The 23,584-nt window shown below is 67.4% G+C and carries 17 protein-coding genes; 13 read left to right on the top strand and 4 right to left on the bottom strand.

Going from position 1 to position 23,584, the window contains the following annotated elements:
- Positions 1–26: 26 nt before the first annotated feature.
- Complete coding sequence (locus tag GO615_RS19400; RefSeq protein WP_169131060.1) at positions 27–2,042, bottom strand: 3-hydroxyacyl-CoA dehydrogenase/enoyl-CoA hydratase family protein; 2,016 nt, start codon at positions 2,040–2,042, stop codon at positions 27–29.
- Between the two features lie 234 nt (positions 2,043–2,276).
- On the bottom strand, positions 2,277–3,191 hold the full coding sequence (locus GO615_RS19395; protein ID WP_169131058.1) for a TetR/AcrR family transcriptional regulator: 915 nt from the start codon (positions 3,189–3,191) through the stop codon (positions 2,277–2,279).
- A gap of 234 nt (positions 3,192–3,425) precedes the next feature.
- On the opposite strand from GO615_RS19395, the gene GO615_RS19390 reads away from it, so the two are divergent.
- From GO615_RS19390 to GO615_RS19330, 13 genes are all read left to right on the top strand, one after another.
- Positions 3,426–4,109, top strand: coding sequence for a GntR family transcriptional regulator (locus GO615_RS19390; protein WP_169131056.1), 684 nt, complete (start codon positions 3,426–3,428; stop codon positions 4,107–4,109).
- A 58-nt stretch (positions 4,110–4,167) separates the two neighbouring features.
- Positions 4,168–5,376 carry a thiolase family protein gene (locus GO615_RS19385; RefSeq protein ID WP_169131054.1) on the top strand — a complete coding sequence of 403 codons (1,209 nt, stop codon included), beginning with the start codon at positions 4,168–4,170 and terminating at the stop codon, positions 5,374–5,376.
- Positions 5,377–5,565: 189 nt separating this feature from the next.
- Positions 5,566–7,098: an acyl-CoA synthetase gene (locus GO615_RS19380; RefSeq protein ID WP_169131052.1), complete on the top strand. Its 1,533-nt coding sequence runs from the start codon at positions 5,566–5,568 to the stop codon at positions 7,096–7,098.
- On the top strand, positions 7,098–9,224 hold the full coding sequence (locus tag GO615_RS19375) for a hydantoinase/oxoprolinase family protein (RefSeq protein ID WP_169131050.1): 2,127 nt from the start codon (positions 7,098–7,100) through the stop codon (positions 9,222–9,224). Before GO615_RS19380 ends, GO615_RS19375 begins: the two co-directional genes overlap by 1 nt.
- Positions 9,221–10,915, top strand: coding sequence for a hydantoinase B/oxoprolinase family protein (locus tag GO615_RS19370; protein ID WP_169131048.1), 1,695 nt, complete (start codon positions 9,221–9,223; stop codon positions 10,913–10,915). The genes GO615_RS19375 and GO615_RS19370 overlap by 4 nt, the downstream gene beginning before the upstream one ends.
- Positions 10,915–12,048, top strand: a complete 1,134-nt coding sequence (iaaF, locus tag GO615_RS19365) for a benzylmalonyl-CoA dehydrogenase (RefSeq protein ID WP_169131046.1) — start codon at positions 10,915–10,917, stop codon at positions 12,046–12,048. Before GO615_RS19370 ends, iaaF begins: the two co-directional genes overlap by 1 nt.
- Positions 12,045–12,473, top strand: coding sequence for a cobalamin B12-binding domain-containing protein (locus GO615_RS19360; protein ID WP_169131044.1), 429 nt, complete (start codon positions 12,045–12,047; stop codon positions 12,471–12,473). Before iaaF ends, GO615_RS19360 begins: the two co-directional genes overlap by 4 nt.
- Positions 12,470–14,083, top strand: a complete 1,614-nt coding sequence (locus GO615_RS19355) for an acyl-CoA mutase large subunit family protein (protein WP_169131042.1) — start codon at positions 12,470–12,472, stop codon at positions 14,081–14,083. The genes GO615_RS19360 and GO615_RS19355 overlap by 4 nt, the downstream gene beginning before the upstream one ends.
- A gap of 13 nt (positions 14,084–14,096) precedes the next feature.
- Positions 14,097–14,963, top strand: coding sequence for an FAD binding domain-containing protein (locus tag GO615_RS19350; protein WP_169131040.1), 867 nt, complete (start codon positions 14,097–14,099; stop codon positions 14,961–14,963).
- A complete protein-coding gene (locus tag GO615_RS19345; RefSeq protein ID WP_169131038.1) occupies positions 14,947–15,420 on the top strand; it encodes a (2Fe-2S)-binding protein in 474 nt (157 codons plus the stop codon). Before GO615_RS19350 ends, GO615_RS19345 begins: the two co-directional genes overlap by 17 nt.
- Positions 15,421–15,433: 13 nt before the next feature.
- Positions 15,434–17,842, top strand: coding sequence for a xanthine dehydrogenase family protein molybdopterin-binding subunit (locus GO615_RS19340; protein WP_169131036.1), 2,409 nt, complete (start codon positions 15,434–15,436; stop codon positions 17,840–17,842).
- 124 nt (positions 17,843–17,966) lie between these two features.
- Positions 17,967–19,163 carry a CaiB/BaiF CoA transferase family protein gene (locus tag GO615_RS19335; protein WP_169131034.1) on the top strand — a complete coding sequence of 399 codons (1,197 nt, stop codon included), beginning with the start codon at positions 17,967–17,969 and terminating at the stop codon, positions 19,161–19,163.
- A 155-nt stretch (positions 19,164–19,318) separates the two neighbouring features.
- Entirely contained in the window at positions 19,319–20,467 is a 1,149-nt protein-coding gene (locus tag GO615_RS19330) for an ABC transporter substrate-binding protein (RefSeq protein ID WP_211167234.1), read from the top strand.
- A 187-nt stretch (positions 20,468–20,654) separates the two neighbouring features.
- Here the strand turns inward: GO615_RS19330 and GO615_RS19325 are convergent, their stop codons facing one another.
- Both GO615_RS19325 and GO615_RS19320 read right to left on the bottom strand, forming a co-directional pair.
- Positions 20,655–21,830, bottom strand: a complete 1,176-nt coding sequence (locus tag GO615_RS19325) for an ABC transporter substrate-binding protein (protein ID WP_169131032.1) — start codon at positions 21,828–21,830, stop codon at positions 20,655–20,657.
- 84 nt (positions 21,831–21,914) lie between these two features.
- Positions 21,915–23,543 carry an AMP-binding protein gene (locus GO615_RS19320; RefSeq protein WP_339380087.1) on the bottom strand — a complete coding sequence of 543 codons (1,629 nt, stop codon included), beginning with the start codon at positions 23,541–23,543 and terminating at the stop codon, positions 21,915–21,917.
- Positions 23,544–23,584 lie beyond the last annotated feature (41 nt).

The raw sequence follows: 23,584 nt of genomic DNA, 5'->3' as shown, positions 1-23,584 counted from the left end.
CCCCCCACCCGGTATGGCTCCGCCCCTCACGGTGTCTTCGTGAAATCCGGCTTGCGCTTCTCCTGGAAGGCGCTGATGCCCTCGCGCGCGGCCGCCGTGCAGGCGCTGTCGCCCCATGCCAGGTAGCCGATCTCCAGCGCCTCCTCGAAGGTCGGGGCGGCTGCGGCGGCCCCCACTGCGCGCTCGAGGATGCCGATGACTTCGGCACTGAGCGGCTGACCGCTGGCGGCGACCGGGGCGATGGGGTCGAGCCGGGCGATCTGAACGGCACCGTCGGGGATGCCACCCACCTTGCCGTTCAGCGCCTTGACCCGCGCGACGGCCGCCTGGATGAGTTCCGGATAGTCGCGGGCGAGCCCGTCGACGACGCCCAGCTCGAACGCCTTCGTCGCCTTGAGGCGCTCGGCCCGGCGCAGCATGCCGTGGAACTCGGCCGAGGCCTGCGGCCAGCGACGGTAGGGCACGACCATCGCGCCGATGCCGTGGACGATGCCGAGCGTGATCTCGGGCATCTGCATCCACGCGCTCGCCAACGCGACGATGCCGTGGCAGCGCATCGCCAGCTCGAAGCCGCCGCCCAGCGCCATGCCGTTGATCGCGGCGACGACCGGCTTCTTCATGCGGTCGAGGTGCACGAGCAGGCGCGAACAGTCGCGCGCGTACTGGGCGGAGGCCGGCGCATCGCCGAGCATGTTCACGAAGCGCCCGATGTCGCCGCCGGCGCAGAAGGCGCGGTTGCCGTAGCCGACGAGCACGAAGCCCGCGACCGCGGGGTCGTCTTCGAAGCGGCGGATGACCGAGAGGATTTCATCGGTCATCTCGTCGTGGAGCGCGTTCAGGGCTTCGGGGCGGCGCAACGTGATGACCTTGATGTCGCCGATGTCGTCGACGAGCACATGGCGCAGGAAGCCCTGGTAGTCGCCGAGCGGTTTTTGCGCGGCCGGCATCCCGCGCCGCTCCTTGCAGAAGCGCGCGAGCAGACGGCCAGTGTCGGCCTCGCCGAGGTCGCGCATCAGTTCGAGCGGCCCCTTCCTGAACCCGAGCGCCTGACGGCAGCCGAAATCGAGGTCGGCGGCCTCGCCGATGTCGCGGTCGAGGATGTCCACCGCCTGCGAGAACAGCACGCCGAGCAGACGCTCGCGCACGGCGGTCGCGACATCGCTGGCGACGGTGACGTGCTTGCCGGGGGGCACCGTCAGCCAGCGGTCGACCGAGCGAAACACCGGCGCCGGACGGTAATGCTCGCCTTCGAGTTCGGCCTGCAGCGTGTTCGTCTCGGTGATGATCGGGTTGCCGTTGGCGAGGTTCAGCACGAAGAACGGCCCCGCGTGCACGAACTCGCCCGCGACGCTGTCGATCTCGGCCGCGGTCGCACGGTCGAGCAGCAGTCCGGACTCGTTGCACCAGTTGTCGAAGATCCGGTCGAGCATGAAACATGCGACGTCGTCGGTGACGAGGGGCACCTTGCCGGTGGTGCAGAACGCCCAGCGCAGGTATTCGACCACAGCCGGGTCGGTGCGCTCCCAGCGGACGACCTCGACGACCGGATTGCGCCAGGCCGGCGCGAAAAAATGCGTGACGGTGGCACGCTCGGGGTGCTTCAACGCGGAAAAGATCTGGGCCGCCGGCAGAGAGCTCGTGTTCGACGTGATCAGCGCGTCCGTGCGCACGACCGCCTCGACGTCCGCGAAGATGCGTCGCTTCAACGCGAGATTCTCGGTCGCCGCCTCGAGCACCCAGTCGGCCTCCGCGAGGTCGCGATAGTCGAGCGTGCCGACGACCCCGGCCGTGACGGCCGCGGCTTCGGCCTCGCTCATCTTCCCTTTCGCAACGGCTTTCGCCGCGTAATCGGCGAAGCGCTGCAAGGCACGGTCGAGCGCCGCCTGGGCGACGTCGACGAGGATCAGCTTCAAGTCGGGCAGCGCACTTTTCAGGTAATAGCCGATATCCGGACCGATCGTGCCGGCACCGATTATTGCGACGGTGCGCGGCAGCGGACGCTGCGGCGTGGCGAGCAGAGGATTGGCGAAACGGGTGACCATCAGGGAGCCTCCTTCGGTAGTCTCAAGCGGCGAGCCGTCGGTGCGGCGCGCATCCTTATCGGCCGGCCACACGACACCGGCCGGCGAACTCCTCTGGGGCACCCGTTCAGGGCGATCGGCGCAGTCCTGCCGCCGTTTGTCTTTTAATGTATACAGTATCCAGTGTATTCAGGAAAAAAAGCAACCGCTTCCGGGGCTGCATGGCACGGGGCCGTGACACGATCGACGGCTACTTCAGGAAGACGATGGAGATTTCGTCGCAGCGCCGGGCGATTCCACACCGCCGCGCAGCGTATCCACCATGGCCGCGGCGATCTCGTCGGGCGAGCGCCGGCCCTCGCGATACCAGACGTGAATCCAGTTGAGGAAACTCAGGAGTATCAGCCGCAACAGGCTGCGGTCGGCATGCGGTGCGAGCGGCAACTCATCGATGAGCCCGCGGTAGACGTTCTCGTAGGCTTCGCGCATCGGCCGGATCTTGGCGAAGAGTTCAGGGTTGCCCGTCATCGCGAGGCTGTGGCCGGTGACGCGGTCGATATAGGTGCCGCTGGTGATCGCCGCGATGTGCACCTGGCAAACGCGGGTGAGTCGCTCCCACGGATCGCTCGCACTGGCCAACGCCTCGGCGACGGCGGCCATCAGGCGCCCGAAACCTTCCCCGTGCACGGCGAGATAGAGCTCATCCTTCGACGCGAAATAGTGGTAGATCGACCCGGGCAAAAGACCGACCCGGCTGGCGATGTCACGAATGGAAGTGCTGTCGTAGCCCTGCTCCGCAAAGAGCGCCGCCGCCGCGTCGAGGATCACCTGACGGCGGTCGAGCGGCTCGCCGACCGTGGCTGCGTCACCGGCCACGAGCTGCGCGGCGACAGCTCCCCGCTCCAGCAATCCGCGCTGCGTATCGGTAAGCGCCCCGACGCCCTCGCGGGACGACTGCGCGATCACCTGCAATCGCTTCACGGCGGTCTCGAGGTCGTGCTTCTGCCATATGTAACGCACCCCCGACGGGGAAATGGCAAACCCCTCGCGCCGCAGGCGCGCGGAGACCGCGGCCTGGCCCAGCCCGGGCTCCTCCCGCGCGAGCCGGAGGATCGCGGCCTCGACGTTCGGGCCGCGGCGCTCTTCTTCATGGCAGGCATCCAGGCTCATGCGCGTCACCCGATTGATTGGATATCCATCATAGCCAAGCCGTCGCCGTGGCGGCAAACTGCTGCAACGGCTTCCAGCGTCGGCGGACTTCGATCGCCGGATCGGAGAATTCCCGGCGGAAGCTCGTTCCCGTCCGATGACGCAAAGAACACTTTACACCCTAAAAAATACTGTATACAGTACACATCAACTCGAAAGCCGCTGCAAACAACGAACATCAAAGGCTCCAGAAAAATGGTCTCCACGCTTCAGCCCGTCGAACGCCCCCTCGCTCTCGGTGAACGGGTCTATCACACCTTGCGCGATCACCTTCGCAACGGTCAGATCGTCGCCGGCCAGCCGCTGCAGGAAGTCCAGCTCGCCGAAAAGCTCGGCGTCTCGCGTACCCCCGTACGCGAAGCGCTGCGGCGCCTCGCAAGCGAAGGACTGCTCGTCTCCGACAACCGCAGCTTCGTCGTGCCGTCGCTGACGCTGCAGGACGTTAACGACATCTACGAGATCCGCTTCCTCATCGAACCGGCCGCAATCCGCAGCATCGCACCGCTGACGCGCTCGCCCGAGCTCCGCCGTGGTATCGAGGACGCGCTCGCGGCAATCGTACGCGCCCACAAGGCCGGCGACGCCGCAGCCTTCCGTGAAGCGACGATCTGCTTCCGTGCGGCATGGCTCGCCCTGGTGCCGAATCCGCGGCTCGTGCGGATCGTCGAACAGTACGCCGACCACATGCAGCGCATCCGCACGCTGACGCTCGATGATCCCGAGATCCGCACGATCGTGCTGCGCGGCCTGAATCGCATCTCGGCGGCGCTGGCCGCGGGTGACGGCGACACTGCTGCCACGGCCATGCTCGAACATCTGGTCGAGGCGAAGCGGGCGTTTATCGCCGCCGTCGGCTTGACCGAGAACGGCCAGGCCTGACCTTGCCGCGAATCGGCTTCTTCCGCCCACAAGGAACAAGACCCGGAGACCGCAGACGATGACCCGCTACAAGGCCGAAATCCCGTACGGCGCCTACTGGAGCACGCCGTTCGCGCGCTGGCAGGGCAGTTTCGCGTCGCTGCACAGCGTGCGTTTCGCTGCGCATGTGGCGAAGAACGAGCTTGCGAAGCGGAACATCGACCCGCAGACCATCGACTACGGTGTCCTGGGATTTTCAGTGCCGCAACAGCATGCGTTCTACGGCCTGCCGTGGCTAACCGGCCTCGTCGGGGCGACGCGTGCAGGCGGGCCGACGATGATGCAGGCCTGCGCGACGGGCGTGCGCACGCTGCTGGCCGCCGCGCAGGAGATCGAGGCCGGCATGGCCGAGGTCGCGCTCGCGGTGAACTGCGACCGCACGTCGAACGGCCCGCATCTCTACTACCCGAATCCGCGCGGTGCGGGCGGCACGGGTTCGTCCGAAAACTGGGTGCTCGACAACTTCGGCTGCGACCCGCTCGGCGGCCACACGATGGTGCAGACGGCCGAGAACGTCGCCGCGAAGCATGGCGTCACGACCTCGCAGCAACACGAGCTCGTGCTGCGACGCGAGGCGCAATACGCCGACGCGCTTAAGGACGATTCCGCCTTCCTGCGCCGCTTCATGACCCTGCCCTTCGATGTGCCGAGCGCAGACTTCCGCAAGAACGCGGGCACGCTCGACGGCGACGAGGGCGTGTCGCACTCGACGGCCGAGGGCCTCGCGAAACTGAAGCCCGTCATGGAAGGTGGGACAGTCACCTTCGGCGGGCAGACGCATCCGGCGGACGGCAATGCGGCGATCGTCGTGACCACGCCCGAGCAGGCGAAAGCGCTGTCGAAGGATCCAGCGATCGCCGTGCGGCTTCGCGGCTTCGGCCTCGCTCGTACCGAGCTCGCGTACATGCCCGAGGCGATGATCCCGGCCGCACGGCGTGCGCTCGACCAGGCCGGACTCGGCGTCGCCGACATGAGGGCGATCAAGACCCACAACCCGTTCGCGGTTAATGACATCGTCTTTGCGCGCGAGACCGGCGCGAAGCTCGATGCGATGAACAACTTCGGCTGCTCGCTCGTCTGGGGTCACCCGCAGGCACCGATGGGCACGCGCGCGATCATCGAACTGATCGAGGAACTCACGCTGCGGGGCGGCGGCTGCGGTCTCTTTACCGGGTGCGCCGCCGGCGACACGGCCATGGCGGTCGTCATCGAGGTCGGGGACCGGTAAGCGTTGCAAGCGCGCCGCGCCCCGTCGTAGGGAAAGCGGCGCGCGCAGTACAGCATCAACCACCGCCTCCCCGATAGGGGAAGGCACGAGAGGCGCAAAAGCGCCCGGATGCAGCATCCCCAACCGGATTCAAATGAGTCAGAAGAGGCGCGCAAAGCGCCCGTGACCGAACTTGGAGGAGGAATGGGGATGGACATGTCCGAATGGATCGTCCGTCAGGCCGGGCTTGCGCCCGACAAGACGGCGATCCGCTTTCCGGAGCGCGACCTGACGTACGCGGCGTTCGCCGCCGAGATCGAGCGGCTCGCGTCGGCGCTCCGCGTGTCGGGCGTGGAGCGCGGCGACTGTGTCGCGTTTCTCGGCTACAACCGCCCCGAGACGCTCGCGGCGCTGTTCGCCTGCGCGCGTCTGGGGGCGCTCTTCATGCCGCTGAACTGGCGGCTCGCGGGACCCGAGCACCGGCAACTGCTCGCCGACTGTCCACCGACGGTGCTGCTCGTCGAGCCGCGCTTCGTCGAGCAGGTCGACGCCTTCCGCGACGCGCTCGCCGGGGTGACGCTGGTCGCGTTCGGCGCGCCGCTGCCCGGCTGGATCGCCTACGACGACCTGATGCGGCGCGGCAGTCTGCCCGCGCCGCACGACCCGCGAGTCGGCCCCGACACGCCATTGCTGATCTGCTACACGTCGGGGACGACCGGCAAGGCCAAAGGCGCCCTCCTCACGCAGGACGCGCTCGCGTGGAATGCCGCGAACAGCGTCGACCTGCACGATCTGACGAGCAAGGACCGCGTGCTGACGACCCTGCCGCTCTTCCATGTCGGCGGGCTGAACAACCAGACCACCCCTGCCCTGTCGCTCGGCTGCACGGTCGTGCTGCATCCGAAGTTCGACGTCGAGGCGACCTTCGATGCGATCGAGCGCGAGCGCATCACGCTGACCGTCCTGGTGCCGGCACAGATCGAGGCGATGATGGCGCACCCGCGCTGGGCGAAGGCCGACTTCTCCAGCCTGCGCATGATCACGACGGGCTCGACGATCGTGCCGGACCGGCTCTTCCGCGCGGTGCATGAGCGCGGCGTGCCGCTCGTGCAGATCTACGGCTCGACCGAAACGAGCCCGATCGCGGCCTACGTGAAAGCCGCGGACGCCCGGACCCATGCCGGCGCGGCCGGACGGGCGGCGCGCCACTGCAGCCTGCGCGTCGCGGCCGAAGGCGATGGCGAGGCGAAGACCGGTGTCAGTGGCGAGATCCTCGTGCGCGGCCCGAACGTCATGGCCGGTTACTGGAACAACCCGCAGGCGACCGCCGCGGCGCTCAAGGACGGCTGGTTCCACACCGGCGACATGGGGCATTTCGACGCCGACGGCTGGCTGTGGGTCGACGGGCGCAAGAAGGAAATGATCATCTCCGGCGGCGAGAACATCTATCCGGCTGAGATCGAGAACCTCCTCGCCGAGTCGCCCGACATCGCCGAAGTGGCCGTCGTCGGTCGCCCCGACGAGCGCTGGGGCGAATGCGTCGTTGCGGTCATCGTCACGCACGCGGGCTCGACGCTCGATGCGGACGGCGTCCTGAAGCTCCTGGACGGCCGCATCGCCCGGTACAAGCTGCCTAAGGAAGTGTTGTTCATCGACGAACTCCCGCGCACCGCGCTGGGCAAGGTCCGCAAGGACGAAGTGCGGCGTCTGGTCGCGCGCAAAACGTTCATGGAGCACATCTGATGACATTGAAAATCGGAATCGACGTCGGCGGCACCTTCACCGATTTCGTCGTCACGCGCGACGGCGCCGAGCCGGCGATCTTCAAGACCCTGTCGACGCCGTCGGACCCGTCGATCGCGGTCGTGAATGGCCTGCGCGACATCGCCGCGAGCATGAACCCGCCGATGACGCTCGAAGCCTTCGCGCCGACGATCGCCACGATCGTGCACGGCACCACGGTGACGACCAACGCGACGCTGACCGGCACCGGCGCGAAAAGCGGCCTGCTGACGACCGAAGGCGTGCGCGACGCGCTCGAGATGCGCCGCGGCGTGCGCGAGGAGCAGTACAACAACCGCTACACGAACGTGAAGCCGCTCGTGCCGCGCTATCTCAGGGCGGGGATTCCGGGCCGGCTCGACCGCGACGGCGTCGAGACCGCGCCGCTCGACCTCGACGCCGTGAAGGAGGCGATCGCCCTCTTCCGTGACGAAGGCGTGCAGGCGGTGTCGATCTGCTTCATGAACTCGTTCGCGAACCCCGCGCACGAGCAGGCCGCGGCCAAGCTCGTGCGGCGCGAACTGCCGGACGCCTACCTGTCGGTATCGACGGATCTGCTGCCGTCGATCCGCTTCTACGAGCGCGTCAGCACGACGGCGCTGAACTCCTACGTCGGCCCGAAGCTGAACCACTACCTCGACCAGCTCGTCGGCCGGTTGAAGGGCATCGGCTTCGACGGCCTGCTGCTGATCATGCAGTCGAACGGCGGCGTCATCTCGCCGCAGCTCGCGCGCGAAAATGCGGCGCTGACGCTGCTGTCGGGCCCGGCCGGCGGCCCCGGCGCGGGGCTGCACTACGTGCGCGTGCATGGCCAGAACAAATGCATCATCACCGACATGGGCGGAACAAGCTTCGAGGCCTCCGTCGCGGTCGATGCGCCCATGATCAAGAACGACGGCGAGATCGCGCGCCACAAGATCGCGCTGCCGATGCTCGACATCCACACGATAGGCGCAGGCGGCGGCTCGATCGGCTGGCTCGACGAAGGGGGCCTGCTGCGGATGGGCCCGCAGAGCGCCGGCGCGGACCCCGGCCCGGCCTGCTATGGCAAGGGCGGCAGGCTGCCGGCGACGACCGATGCCAACGTCGTGCTGGGCTACCTCGACCCGGATTTCTTCGCCGGCGGCAGGATGAAGCTCGATGTCGAGGCCGCGCGCGCGGCGATCCTCGAACACGTCGCCACACCGATGGGGCTTTCGATCGAGGACGCGGCGGCCGGTATGTACCGCGTCGCGTGCAACAACATGGCGCAGGGCGTGCGCGAAGTGACGATCAAGCGCGGCTTCGATCCGCGCGAGTTCCCGTTCATTCCCGCGGGCGGCGCCGGCCCGATCCACTCGTGCCTGATCTGCGAGGAGCTGGAGATCCCGCTGCAGATCGTGCCGCGCGAGTCGTCGGTGCTGTGCGCGTTCGGCATGCTGATGAGCGAGCTCAAGCACGACTTCGTGCGCACCTTCGTATCTCGGCTCGACGCGATCGACTGGGCGAAGCTCGGCGCGATCATCGACGCGATGGCGGCCGAGGGCGCGCGCCTGCTCGACGAGGAGCGCATCCCCGAGGCGCGCCGCCGCTTCGACGTCAAGCTCGACTGCCGCTACGTGAAGCAGTACCACGAGGTCTCCTTCGTCGTGCCGCGCGAGCTCGTCGAGGCGGGCGATGCCGCTGCGATCGCGCGCGCATTCCACGCCGAGCACAACCGGCTGTACGGCTACTCGCTGGAACAGGAAAACACGCCGGTCGAGGTCATCAACGTGCGCGTGCAGGCGATCGGCATCACCGACAAGCCGGTCGCGCGCCATGAGGAATGGGCGGGCGACGACGCCTCGCACGCGTTGAAGTGCAAGCGCGCCGTCTATATCCCCGAGACGAAGAAGTTCCGCGAAGTGCCGGTCTATGACGGCCACAGGATGCGCCACGGCAACCGCATCGACGGGCCGGCGATGATCGAGCAGGAGACGACCGCGATCTTCGTGTCCGCGTCGTACGACTGCGTGGTGGACGCGCTCGGCTCGTTCGCGCTGTACCAGAAGGGTCGCGCAGACCTCGTCGCATCGTGCATCAAGGACAAGAAGGAGGCTGTGGCATGAGCACCGCGAAAATCGACCCGATCCTGCTGTCGGTGTACGCGCGGACCTTCCGCTCGATCACCGACGAGATGAGCATCTCGATGGAGCAGACGACGCGCTCGCCGATCCTGTGCGAGGCCAAGGACTACGTCACCGGCCTCTACGACGGCGACGGCAACATGCTCGAACAGACCGAGAACCTGCCCATCCTCGCGTTCTCGCTCGCACCGGTGTGCAAGTACATCAAGGACTACTTCGGCGACGACTTGCACCCGGGCGACGTGATCTTCCACAACGACGTCTTCAGCCTCGGCAACCAGAACAACGACGTCGCGGTGTTCAAGCCGGTGTTCTTCGAGGGGCGGCTGGTCGCGTGGACGGCGGTCAAGGGCCACCAGGCCGACATCGGCGGCGCGGTCGCCGGCGGCTACAACCCGAACGCGGTCGAGGTGTGGCAGGAGGCGCTGCGCATCCCGCCGGTGAAGGTCGTCGACAAGGGCAAATTGCGCAAGGACGTGTGGAACCTGATCTTCGCGAACGTGCGGCTCGACATCGTGCAGCACGACATGAAGGCCGAGATGGGCGCCTGCACGGTCGGCGAGCGGCGCCTGCTGGAACTGCTCGGCAAGTACGGCGTCGCGAGCTACGACGCGCACAAGCAGGCGCTGTTCGACGCGACGCGCCGGATGATGGAGGCCGAGATCGCGAAGATCCCGAACGGCCGCTATTCGGGCGAAGGCAAGGTGTTCTACGACGGCCGGCACGTCGGCTCGGAGTTCACGATCCGCGTCGACATCGAGGTGAAAGACCGCGCGATCCGCTTCGACTACTCGCGCACCGACCCGCAGACCAACGGCTTCGTGAACGGCACCTTCACGTCGAGCGCATCGGCGACGATCCTGACGCTCTTGCAGATGGTGAATCCCGACATCCCGCACAACGAAGGCATGGTGCAGCCGATCGAGATCGTGATCCCCGAGGGCACGATCCTCAACGCTGCGTACCCGAAGGCGACAACCTTCGGCAACCACCTGTGCCCTCCGAATGCCGACGCGATCCAGCGCGCCCTCGCCCCGGTGATGCCCGAGCGCGTGACCGCCGGCTGGAACAACCTGCTCGCGAGCCTCACGACCGGCATCGACCCGAAGACCAACGAGAAATACGTGGACATCGGCTTCATGGGCCTCAAGGGCGGCTCCGGCGCGATGCGCGGCACGGACGGCTACGACCACATCGGCATGATCGATGCGTCCGGCGGCGTGCTCGACCAGGACTACGAGATGTTCGAGCAGCAGACGCCGCACCGCCTGATCCGCCACGAGCTGATGACCGACTCGGCCGGCGCCGGCGAATGGCGCGGCGGGCTCGGCGTCGAGACGGTCTTCGAGATCGGCTCCAACGACACCCAGCTCGTGACCTTCGGCGACGGCGACTTCGAGCCGGCGTTCGGGCTCTTCGGCGGCTGCGAGGGCGGGCTGAACTTCATCCGCCTGCACTACCCCGACGGCACGACCGTCGTACCGAAGAACAAGGACCTGATCACCGGCGTGCCTAAGGGCACGATCTACCACCAGGTCGCGAGCGGCGGCGGCGGCTACGGCGATCCGAAGCGGCGCGACCGCAAGCTCCTCGCCGAGGAGATCCGCAACGGCGTGATCTCGGAGGAGGCGGCGCGCGAGAAGTACGGCTACGCAGCCGAAGGAACCGCCTGATGAACTTCGACCTGACCGACGAACAACGCGCGATCCAGGACACCTTCGCGCGCTTCTGCGACGAGCGCATCGCGCCGCAGGCGGCCGCGCTCGACGAGGCGCACGCGTTCCCGCGCTCGCTCTTCCGCGAGCTCGCCGAGCTCGGCTTCTTCGGCATGCGCTATCCGGAGGCGGTCGGCGGCACCGGGCTCGCGCTGACCGAGTTCTGTCTCGCGCTGACCGAGGTCGCGCGCGGCTCGATGTCGCTCGCCGGCGCGGTCGCGATGCAGTCGCTGATGGGCACGAAGTTCCTGCAGCTGCTGGGCAACGCCGACATCGTCGAGCGCCTGTTCAAGCCGGCGCTGCGCGGCGACAAGATCGGCGCGATCTGCATGACCGAGCCGAACGCGGGCTCCGACCTCGAATCGATCGCCACGACAGCGACAAAGGTGGACTGCGGCTACGTGATCAACGGGCAGAAGACGTGGATCACGTCGGCCCCGGTCGCCGATTTCTTCACCGTATTCGCCCGCACAGGCGAAGAAAGGAAGCTGACGATCTTCCTCGTCGAAAAGGACTTCAAGGGCCTCACCGTCGGCCGTGAGATCCACAAGATGGGCGTGTGGGCGCTACCGACCTCGGAGGTCGCGTTCGACGGCTGTTTCGTGCCGGACAGCCATCGTCTGTCCAAAGAGGAAGGCGACGGCGAAGGGCATCTAAAGAAGACGCTCGCAGAGATCCGCATCATCACCGGCGCGATGGCGCTCGGCGTCGCGCGCGCCGCCTTGGACGAAGCGGTGCGCTACGCTGGCGAACGCCAGCAGTTCGGCAAGCCGATCAACCGCTTCCAGGCGATCCAGCTCAAGCTCGCCGAGATGGCGACCGGGCTCGAAGCCGCGACCGCCCTCGTCCATCGCGCCGCGTGGCTGTGCGACGCGAAGCGCCCGCACCACAAGGAGGCCGCGATGGCGAAGCTGTTCGCGACCGAGACGGCCGCCTCGATCTGCGACCAGGCTGCGCGCGTGCTCGCGTCCTACGGCTACGCGATGGAATACCCCGTACAGCGCTACCTGCGCGACGTGCGCTTCACGCTGATCGGCGGCGGCACCAGCGAAATCCTCAAACTCGTCATTGCGAAGGAGGTCAGCGCATGAACGACACCGCACAACGCCGCATCCGCGTGCTGCTCGCGAAGCCCGGCCTCGACGGCCACGACCAGGGCGCGAAAGTCGTCGTCCGCGCGATGATGGATGCGGGCTTCGAAGTCATCTACACCGGGCTGCGGCAGACGCCGGAACAGGTTTCACGGATCGCCCTCGACGAGGACGTCGACGTCATCGCGCTCTCGAGCATGGCGGGGTCCCACCTGCCCTTCTGCCGCAAGTTGAAGCCGCTGCTCGAAGCGAACGGCCTCGCCGACAAGCTGTGGATGATCGGCGGCAACCTGCCGGCGCAGGACCACGATGCGCTGCGCGAGCTCGGCTTCAAGGGGATCTTCCCGACCGGCGCCAAGCTCGACGCGATCGCCGCGTACATCCGTGAAAGCATCCGCGAGAGCATCCGGGAGAACGCCGCATGAACGACCGCGCCCAGCCGACGCTCAAGCGCGTCATCAACGAATCCGGGCTCGAAGTCCAGCCGCTCTACACCGCGGCCGATGTCGCGGCGAGCGGCGGCGACGCGATGATCGGCCTGCCCGGCGAGTACCCTTTCACCCGCGGCATCCACCGCGAGATGTACCGCAAGCAGCCATGGACGATGCGGCAGTACGCCGGCTTCGGCAATCCGCAGGACACCAACCAGCGCTTCAAGTACCTGATCGCGAACGGCCAGACGGGGCTCAACGTCGCGTTCGACCTGCCGACGCAGATCGGCCTCGATTCGGACGACCCGCAGGCCGAAGGCGAGATCGGCCGCGTCGGCATGTCGGTCGACACGCTGCGCGACTTCGAGATCGCCTTCGACGGCATCGACCTCGACAAGATCACCGTGTCGATGACGATCAACGGCGCCGCGGCGATCGCGATCGCGATGTACCTCGCGATGGCCGAGAAGCGCGGCTACGACCTGAACCAGCTGCGCGGCACCGCGCAGAACGACATCCTCAAGGAGTTCATCGGCCGCGGCACGTGGATCTTCCCGGTACAGCCGTCGATCAGGCTCGTCGGCGACACGATCGAGTATTGCGCGACGCACGCGCCGAAATACAGCCCCGTGTCGGTCTGCGGCTACCACATCCGCGAGTCCGGCGCGACACCGGCCGAGGAGATGGCCTACGCGTTCTGCATCGCCCGCGCGTATGCCGACGAGGTCATCGCGCGCGGCCTGCACGTCGACGAGTTCGCCGGGCGGCTGTCGTACAACTTCAACATCTTCGGCAACCTCTTCGAGCAGGTCTGCAAGTTCCGCGCGGGGCGCAGCCTGTGGGCCAAGATCATGAAGGATGAGTACAAGGCAGAAAAACCGGGCTCGATGTGGCTGCGCATGATCGCGGCCGGCGGCGGCGGGGGCCTCACGTTCGAGCAGCCCGAGCTCAACATCGTGCGCGGCGCGTACTACGCGCTGATCAGCGCGCTCTCCGGCACGCAGACGATGGCGCTGTGCTCGTACGACGAGGCCTACACGATCCCGACCGAATATTCGGCGCGCATCTCGCTGCGCACGATGCAGATCCTCATCGCGGAGATGGGCCTCACCGAGACGGTCGATCCGCTCGGCGGCTCGTACTACGTCGAAACGATGACGAACCAGATGCGCCAGAAGATGGAAGAGATCATCGCCGAGACCGACGCGCAGGGCGGCATCGTCAAGCTGGTGTCGGAAGGGGCGATACAGGCGAAGGTGTCGGCGCAGGCGTACAAGATGCAGCGCGACATCGAGTCCGGCAAGTTCCCCAAGGTCGGCGTCAACTGCTACCGCAACGAGCACGAGGACGAGCATCCGGTCGAATTCCACACGTACAACGAGGACGACGCGCGCGTGCAGATCGCCTCGCTCAACAAGGTACGCGCCGAGCGCGACGCCGAGCGCGTCGCCCGCACGCTCGCCGCCGTCGGCAACGCGGCGCGAACCGGTGCGAACGCCATGCCGGCGATCGTCGAGGCCGTGAAGGCTTACGCGAGCGTCGGCGAGATCACGAAGGAACTGGTGAACGTGTATGGACGGTACCAGGAACCGATCCGCTTCTGAGGACATGCCCACAATGACAGCAATCGAAAGATATGCCGCGCCGAACAGCCTCGATGAGGCGCTCGGCATCCTGCAGCAAGGCGAGGTGACGATACTGGCCGGCGGCACCGACCTGATGCCGCAGACCAAGGCCGGCCGCATCGCGTTCAAAGCGACGCTGATGAACATCCGCAACGTCGCCGGCCTCTCGGGCGTCGCGTTCGACGGCGACTGGCTGAGCATCGGCGCGACGACGACGATCACCGCGATCCTCAACGATCCGCTCGTGAAGAAGAACGCGCCGGTGCTCGCGGAAGCCTGCGATCACTTCGCGAGCGACCAGATCCGCAACGCCGGCACGATCGGCGGCAACATCAGCAACGCCTCGCCCGCCGGCGACACGCTCGTGCCGCTGATCGTGCTCGACGCCGAGGTCGAGCTCGCGTCGAAGCCCAACGGCGCGGTGACGACGCGCCGCATGCCGCTCGCGGAGTACTTCACCGGCCCGGGCAGGACGAAGCGCGCCGCGAACGAGCTGCTGACCGCGGTGCGCATCCCGCTGCCGAAGCCGGGCCACGTCGCGCGCTTCTACAAGTTCGGCGCGCGGCCCGCGCTCGACATCGCGACGATCTCGATCGGCATCGCCGGCGTGAAGAAGGACGGCGCGCTGACCGACATCCGCGTCGCGTTCGGCGCCGTCGCGCCCACGCCCGTGCGTGCGAAGCGCACCGAAGCGGCGCTCGAAGGCCGCCGCCTCGACGATGCGACGATCGAGACGGCCGCGAACGCCGCGCGCGACGAGGTCAACCCGATCGACGACGTCCGCGCGACCGCGTGGTACCGCAAGGAACTCATCCACAACATGACCAAGAGGATGCTCGACCATGTTGCTCAAGCATGACATCGAATTCACGCTGAACGGCGTCAGGAAGCGCGTCACCGTCGACATCACGATGAACGCGCTCGACATGCTGCGCGACGTCGTCGGCCTCACCGGCACGAAGTACGGCTGTGGCGAGGGCGAGTGCGGCGCGTGCACGATTCGCGTCGATGGCGAGACGCGCAACTCCTGCCTGATGTTCGCCGTCGATTTCAACGGCCGCGACATCGTCACGATCGAGGGGCTCGCCGCCGACCCGAAGGCCGACGCGCTGCGCGAGGCCTTCGTCGAGCACGGCGCGGTGCAGTGCGGCTTCTGCACGCCGGGCATGGTCGTGCAGGCCTCGCACATTCTCGACACGCATCCGGACGCCGACGCCGAGACGATCAAGCGTGGCCTCGAAGGCAATCTGTGCCGCTGCACCGGCTACAAGAAGATCGTCGATGCGGTCGAGTCCGCCTGCTGCGGCGGGCGATGAGGAGAACGACAGCATGAACGTTGCTGAAAAACCCGTGATCGCGCCCGAATCCCTGATCGGCCAGCGGATCCAGAAGAAGGACGCGCCCGAGAAGGCCGCCGGCAAGACGCGCTACATCCAGGACATGGTCGTTCCCGGCATGTTGCACGCGAAGATCCTGCGTTCGAGCCGCGTGCACGCGAAGATCAAGAGCATCGACACGTCAGCGGCGAAGGCGCTGCCCGGCGTGCATGTGGTGCTGACCGCCGCCGACGTGCCCAACCAGCAGCCGATCGGCGTCGCGCGCGACCACCTGCCGCTGAAGGGCGAGCGCGTCCGCAGCCTGCGCGACGAGATCGCCGCGGTCGCCGCCGACAGCGACGAGATCGCCGAAGCGGCGCTGAAGCTGATCCGCGTCGAATACGAGGATCTGCCCATCATCGCCGGTCCGGAAGACGCGATAAAACCCGGCGCGCCGCTGATCCACCCTGCCCCGCTCGACGCCGACGGCCAGCCGAAATCTCTGCCGCCGAAGACGCCGGTCGCGTTCGCGGGCAAGGCCGACAACATCGCGATGCGCTTCGACTACACGCACGGCGACATCGCGCAGGCCGAGGCCGAATCCGACGTCGTCGTCGAGGACACCTTCCAGCTGCATTACGTGACGCACTGCTGCATGGGCGTGTCGGGCGTCATCGCCGAATTCGACGCGTCGGGCAACCTGCTGATGTATTCGAACACGCAGGTGCCTTTCCTGCACAAGCGCGAGTTCGCCGAGTACCTCAACATCGATCCGAGTCGCGTGCGCATCATCCAGCCGCCGATCGGTGGCGGATTCGGCTCCAAGCTCGACATCTACCCCTTCGAGGTCATCTGCATCTTCCTCGCGCGCGCTGCGAAGCGCCCGGTGAAGATGGTGTTCACGCGCGAAGAAGAGTTCCTCGCCTCGCCGACGCGCCAGCCGGTGCTGCTGACGCTGCGCTCGGGCTGCAGGAAGGACGGCACGCTCACCTTCCGCCAGGTGCATACGCTGCACGACAACGGCGCCTACACCTCGTGGGGCGCGACGACGCCGTTCGTGATGATGCAGACCTTCTCGTCGCTGTACCGCGTGCCGGCCTGCGACTACCACACGACCGTCGTCTACACGAACAACCCCTACGCCGGCTCGTTCCGCGGCTACGGCAACCTGCAGGCGACCTTCGCCATCGAGCAGCACATGGACATGCTGGCCGAGAGGATCGGCATGGACCCGCTCGACTTCCGCATGAAGAACGCGCAGGACGCAGGCGAAGTCACCGGTCAGGGCATGACGTTCAAGAGCTGCGGCTTCAAGGAATGCCTGACGACCGCCGCCGAGCGCAGCGACTACCGCCGCAAGCACGCCGACAACATCGCGAACCGCAATGCGCGCGGACCGGTGAAGCGCGGTATCGGCATCGCGTCTATGCTGCACGTGGGCGGCGGCGCGAAGATCTACCCGTCGGACGGCTGCGGCACGATCCTGAAGCTCGACGACTTCGCCAACGTCACGCTGATCACCGGCGCATCCGAGATCGGCCAGGGCTCGGAGACGGTGCTGTCGCAGCTCGTGTGCGAGGAGCTGGGGCTGCCGATCTCGGCGGTCACCGTCGTCAATAACGACACCGCGATCACGCCGTGGGACGTCGGCGTGCACGCGAGCCGCACGACCTTCATCGCCGGCAACTCGGCGATCGGGGCGGCGCGCAAGGCGAAGGCGAAGATCCTCGCGGCGGCGGCCAGGAAGCACGGCTGCGACGAGGCGGAGCTGGATCTGCGCGGCGGCTTCGTCGTCGTTGCCGAGACCGGCGAGCCGCTCGTCGAACTCGCGCGGCTGATGCGCAACCTGCACTTCTCCGACAAGGCCGAGCTGGTCATGACGACCTTCTACTACGAGCCGCCCAGCGTGCATCAGGACAAGGCCTTCAAGGGCGACGTGTCGGCCGCCTACGCGTGGGCGGCGCAGGTCGTCGAGGTCGAGGTCGACACCGACACCGGCATCGTGAAGATGACCAAAGTGACCGGAACGCACGACGTCGGCCGCGTGCTCAACCGCCTCGGCCTCGAAGGCCAGATCGAAGGCGGCGTCGTCATGGGCCAGGGCTACGCGCTGACCGAGAACCTGATCGTCGACAACGGCGTCACGCGCAACCCGAACTTCCGCGACTACAAGCTCGTGACCGCGCCGGAGATCCCCGAGATGGACATCACCTTCGTCGAGTCGATGGACGGCGAAGGCCCACAAGGGGCGAAAGGGGTCGGCGAGGCGCCGTCGATCTGCATCGCCGCGGCAGCGGCGAACGCGATCTACAACGCGACGGGCGTGCGCATCTTCGGCCTGCCCTTCACGCCGGAGGCGGTGTACCGGGCGCTGCGCGGCGCGACGCCGAAACCCCATTGGCAAGCGTGGAAGCCGGCATGAGCGTCGATCACCATGGGGCAACCGTAGGGCGGATGAGCCGCGCTGCGGCGTTATCCGCCGTATGCCATTCGGCGGAAGGCGCTTCGCTTTTCCGCCCTACGTTCTGGAAACCGTGGAAACCCGCATGAAAAAGCGAACCGTTCTCTCGATGGAGCAGGCGCTGTCGCTGCCCTACGCGACGCTGCGCTTCGCGCAGCTCGGCTGGCGCGTGATCCGCATCGAATCGACCCCGGCCGGCGACGGGCTGCCCGGCGACCCGAACCGCTACATCGGCGGCAAGGTCGTCGACGACGACCGGCGCACCTATTTCATCGCGCCCAACGTCGGCAAGGAGGCGATCGCGCTGAACCTGAAGGCGCCCGAGGGCCAGGCGCTGCTCAGGCGCCTCCTCGTCGAACTCGACGTCGACGTCTTCTGCTGCAACACCGTGCCGCGCCGCTACCGGCAACTCGGCATCGACTACGAGACGCTCGCCGCGGCGAAGCCGGATCTGATCTGGGCCGGCATCTCGGCGATGGGCCCGGACTACCCGGACGCGCCGGGCTACGACCCGGTGATCCAGGCGATGGCGGGCTACATGGAGCTCACCGGCCCCGCCGACGGCCCCCCGACGCTCGCCGGCGTGCCGGTCATCGACCTCAAGGCGGGCGACGAGGTCTACGCCAACGTGATGATGGCGCTCCTCGAACGCGCCGAGAGCGGCAAGGGCACGCGGATCGACGTGTCGATGCTGCAGGCCGCCGCCTCGTGGCTGATCACGACGCTGCCGCTGCTCGATTTCGACTGCCAGCCGGCCGAGATCACGCGCTGCGGCAACGAGCACCGCAAGTTCATCCCGACCAACGTCTATCCGACCGCCGACGGCTTCATCTACATGGCCATCGGCAGCGACGTGCAGTGGAAGCGCCTCTCCGAGATCCCGAAGTTCGCGTCGATCGGCAACGCCGCCCGCGCCACGAATGAAGGCCGGCATCGTGAGCGCGACGCGATCCACCGTGACGTCGCCGCGGTCACGAGCCGCTATCCGACTGCCGGGATCGCCGCGGATTTCCGCGATGCGACGATCCCGCACGCGCCGATCCACGACATCCCGGCGGTGCGCGACATGGACGCGATCCGCCGGCGCCTGACGACGACGCGGATGCCGGGCGGCAAGGTCGTGCATATGCAGCCGATGGCGGTCGACGTCGCCGCGGCCGAACGCGGTGAACTACCGTTTCCGCCGCGCTATGGCCAGCACACGGACGCCGTGCTGCGCGAGGCCGGCTGCAGCGACGACGAGATCGCGATGCTGCACGCACGCGGGATCGTCGCGGGCTGACAGGAGGCGCCGGACCGTCATGCGGCGCCCCACCGGGAGGGGCGCCGCCTTCGATTCACGAAACCCGGAAACCATCGACGGCGAGAGGAGCGCGCGGCCCCGATCCGCGCGGGACAAGAAGTCCTTGTGGTTCATACCGTAGGAGACATCGGAACATGAAGATGCTAAGCATTCGAGTGGTGCTGTCCGGCCTCGCGCTGGCGGCAGCGCTGTCGGCAAACGCCCAGGTCAGGATCGGCGTCGTGTCATCGGCGACCGGCCCGACCGCGCTGGTGGGCATCCCGCAGAAAAACACCGTGCCGCTGCTGCCGGCGAAGATCGGCGATCTCTCGGTCGAGTACATCGCGCTCGACGACGCGAGCGACCCGACCGCTTCCGTCACGGCGGTGAAGAAACTGATCTCGGAGCAGAACGTCGATGCGATCATCGGCCCGTCCGGCTCGCCCAACGCGATGGGCGTGATCCAGTTCGTCGCCGAGGCGGGCGTGCCGCTGCTCGCGCCGGTCGGCACCGCGGCGGTGGTCACGCCGATGGACGACAAGAAGAAGTGGGTGTTCAAGACCACCCAGAACGACGACATCATCGCCCGCGCGCTCGTCGAGCACATGGTGAAGTCCGGCGTGAAGACGGTCGGCTTCATCGGCGTCGGCGACCCCTACGGCGAGAACTGGTACAAGGTGTTCTCGGGACTCGCCGACAAGAACGGCATCCAGATCGTCGCCAACGAGCGCTTCCAGCGCCAGGATGCGTCGGTCACCGGCCAGAGCCTGAAGATCCTCGGCGCCCGGCCCGACGCGGTGCTCGTCGCCGCCGCCGGCGGGCCGGCGGTGCTGCCGCAGACGACGCTCGTCGAGCAGGGCTACAAGGGGCAGGTCTACCAGACCCACGGCGCCGCGCTGCCCGACTTCCTCAAGCTCGGCGGCAAGAAGGTCGAAGGCACGGTCCTCGCCGCGAGCCTCATGCTGGTGCTGCCGGAGATCGCCGACAACCACCCGTCGAAGAAGATCGCCGCCGACTACATCGCCGCCTACGAGAAGGCGAACGGCACGAAGCCGGCAACCTTCGGCGCCAACGTCTTCGACGCCGGCCTCCTGCTGCAGCAGGCGATCCCCGCCGCGGCGAAGGTCGCCAAACCCGGCACGAAGGAGTTCCGCGCGGCGCTGCGCGACAGCCTCGAGCAGACCCGCGAGCTGGTCGGCACGCAGGGCGTGTACAACATGAGCGCGTCCGACCACAGCGGCTTCGACGAGCGTGGCCGCGTGCTCATCGCCGTCAGGGACGGCAACTGGACGCTCGCGAAATAGACCGCCGATCAGGCAATCGCACAACTCGTAGGGCGGAAAAGCGAAGCGCCTTCCGCCGAATGCCGCCCGTCGTGCACCGCCATGCGGCGGATTACGCCTTCGGCTCATCCGCCCTACGGCTCGCGGACCGCCCCCGCAAATGAAAAGGGGGCGTGCGCCCCCTTCCTCGCCTAGACCGTCCGATGCCTTACATCCGGCAGCCGCGCGCCGGATCGGCAAGCGCCTTCTCGGCGACGCCGACGAGCTTGTTGTCGCGGCCTTCGGCCTTGCGCAGGTAGATGTCCTGCACCGGGTTGTGCGCCTTCGACAGCGTGAAGGCGCCGCGCGGGCTGTCGATCTTCGCAGCTTCCATCGCCTTGATCATCGTCGGCTGGTCGAGCTTGCCGCCCTTCACCACGTCCAGCCCCGTGCGCAGGAGCTGGGCGGCGTCGTAGCCCTGCACCGCATACACGTCGGGCTGCATCTTGTAGGTCGTCGCGTACTTGTTGCGGAAGGCCGTGTCCTTCGCGTTGGTCAGGCCGTCGGCGTAATGCAGCGTCGTCAGCAGGCCTTCGCCCGCGCCTCCCATCGCATCGAGCGTGCCGTCGGTGAGGAAACCCGACGCGTATAGCGGGATCGCCTTCTTCAGGCCCGCCGCATCGTAGTCCTTGACGAACTTGGCGGCCCCTCCGCCGGCGAAGAACACGAACACCGCGTCGGGCTTCAGGTTCGCGATCTCGGTCAGGTATGCCTGGAATTCGACGTTCGGGAATGGCAGATAGAGTTCCTTCGCGACCTTGCCACCCGCCTTCTCGAAAGCCTCCTTGAAGCCGCCGGCCGCCTGTTCGCCGGCCGCGTACTTCCACGTCAGCGTGACGACGTTCTTGTGTCCGCGCTCGGCCGCGACCTTGCCCATGCCGTACGCGGGCTGCCAGTTGGTGAACGAGGTGCGGAACACGTTCGGCGCGCACAGCGGGCCGGTGAGCTCGTCGGCGCCGGCGTTGGGGACGATCAGCAGCGTCTTGGTGTCACGCGCGACCTTGGCCATCGCCAGCGCCACGCCCGAGTGCACGGTGCCGACGAGCACGTCTACGTTGTCGCGCTTGACGAGCTTGGAGGCGTTCTCGGTCGCCTTGGCCGGATCGGACTCGTCATCGACGACGAAATACTCGACCTCGCGCCCGCCGAGTGTTCCGCCCTGCTCCGCGACGTACTGCTTGAAGCCGTTCGTGATCGCGGTGCCGAGCGCGGCATAGGTTCCCGTGTAGGGCAGCATCAGCCCGACCTTGACCTTCTCGGCCGCCTGCGCCGCACCGAGCGTCAGCGCGCCGAGCGCTACGGCGGCGATGCAGCGGACCACTTCGGCTCCGTTCTTCCTGGTCATTCTCGTCTCCTCCGGTTATTGGTGTGTTCGCGTCAAACGGCAACTGCGGAAAGCTATGATTTTCGTATCCGGCGATTGCCGGTATCAGGGTTTCCCCTCGCGCAGGCGGAAGCGCTGCAGCTTGCCGGTCTCGGTGCGCGGCAGCGAATCGCGGAATTCGATTGCACGCGGATATTTGTACGGCGCGATCGTGCGCTTGACGAAGTCCTGCAGCTCGCGCACGAGCATCTCCCCTGCCCCGAGTCCGGGCCGCGGCACGACGAAGGCCTTGACGATCTGCCCGCGCTCCTCGTCGGGCACGCCGATGACCGCGCATTCGGCGACCGCGGGATGCTGCATCAGCGCATCCTCCACTTCCGGCGCGCCGATGTTGTAGCCGGCCGACACGATCATGTCGTCGAGCCGCGACTGGTAGTGGAAATAGCCGTCGGCATCCATGTAGTACGCGTCGCCGGTGTAGTTCCAGCCGTCCCTGACGTAGTTGCGCTGGCGCGAATCGTCGAGGTAGCGGCAGCCGGTCGGCCCTTTCACTGCGAGCCGCCCCACGGTGCCGGCGGGCAATTCGCGGCCCTCGTCGTCGACGATTTCCGCACGATAGCCCGGCACCACGGTACCGGTCGCGCCGGGGCGCGCGTGCTCCTCGTCGGCAGAGATGAAGATGTGGAACATCTCGGTCGCGCCGATGCCGTCGATGATCTCGATGCCGGTCGCGTCCTTCCACAACTCGCGCGTCGCGGCCGGCAGCACCTCGCCCGCCGACACGCATTTCACGAGCGACCCGCCGTACGGCGCACCGAGCCGCCGCTCGCGCGCACCCTCGGCCATCGCGCGATAGGAGGTCGGTGCGGTGAACAGGATCGTCGCGCCGAACTCGCGGATCGCATCGAGCAGCTGCGGCGGAGATGCCTGCTCGAGCAGCACGATCGCGGCGCCGACGCTCATCGGGAACAGCACCAGGCCGCCGAGTCCGAAGGTGAAGGCAAGCGGCGGGCTGCCGATGAACACGTCGTCGGCTTGCGGCCGCAGCACGTGCGGCGGCCAGCAGCGGCAGGCGGCGATGACGTCGCGGTGGAAATGCATCGTCGCCTTCGGCTGACCGGTGGTGCCCGACGTGAAGGCGAGGATGCAGGTGTCGTCGACTGCGGTCGCGACGTTGTCGAACTGCTCGGGCTGACGCGCCATGGCCGCTTCGAGGCCCGCGCCGGACGGGTCGCCGAAAGAGACCACGTGCGCGACGAAGGGACGGGCCGCAGCCGCTGCGTCGAGTTCGCCGCGCAGTGCCTGCGCACACAGCGCATGCGTGACGCGGCCCTTGTCGAGGATCTGCCCGAGCTCCTTCGCGCGCAGCAGCGGCATCGTCGTGACCGCGATCGCACCGGCCTTCACCACCGCGAACCAGCATGCAACCAGCATCGGGCTGTTCGGCCCGCGCAGCAGCACGCGATTGCCCGGCACGATGCCGAGCTCACGCACGAGGACGTTCGCGATGCGATTCGCGTTGGCAAGGAGGTCACCGTATGTCCAGCGCAGCCCGCCGGGCGCACGCAGGCAGACGCGCTCGCCGTCGCCGGCGACGACGCGGCGGTCGAGCAGCTCGGCCGCGCAGTTCATCAGCGGCGGAAACTGCAGCGATGGCAGATCGAACAGGAATTCCGGCTGCAGCTCGGGCGGCGGCAGGCGGTCGCGGGCGAAAGTATCGACGTGACTGGTCACGATGGCATCTCCCCAGGTGGCGTGAATTCAAAATGGTGACG

This window comes from Aromatoleum evansii (assembly GCF_012910805.1).
Lineage (GTDB): Bacteria > Pseudomonadota > Gammaproteobacteria > Burkholderiales > Rhodocyclaceae > Aromatoleum > Aromatoleum evansii.
The sequence above is the reverse complement of the archived record's forward strand: the minus strand, read 5'-3'. Positions and strand labels throughout refer to the sequence as shown.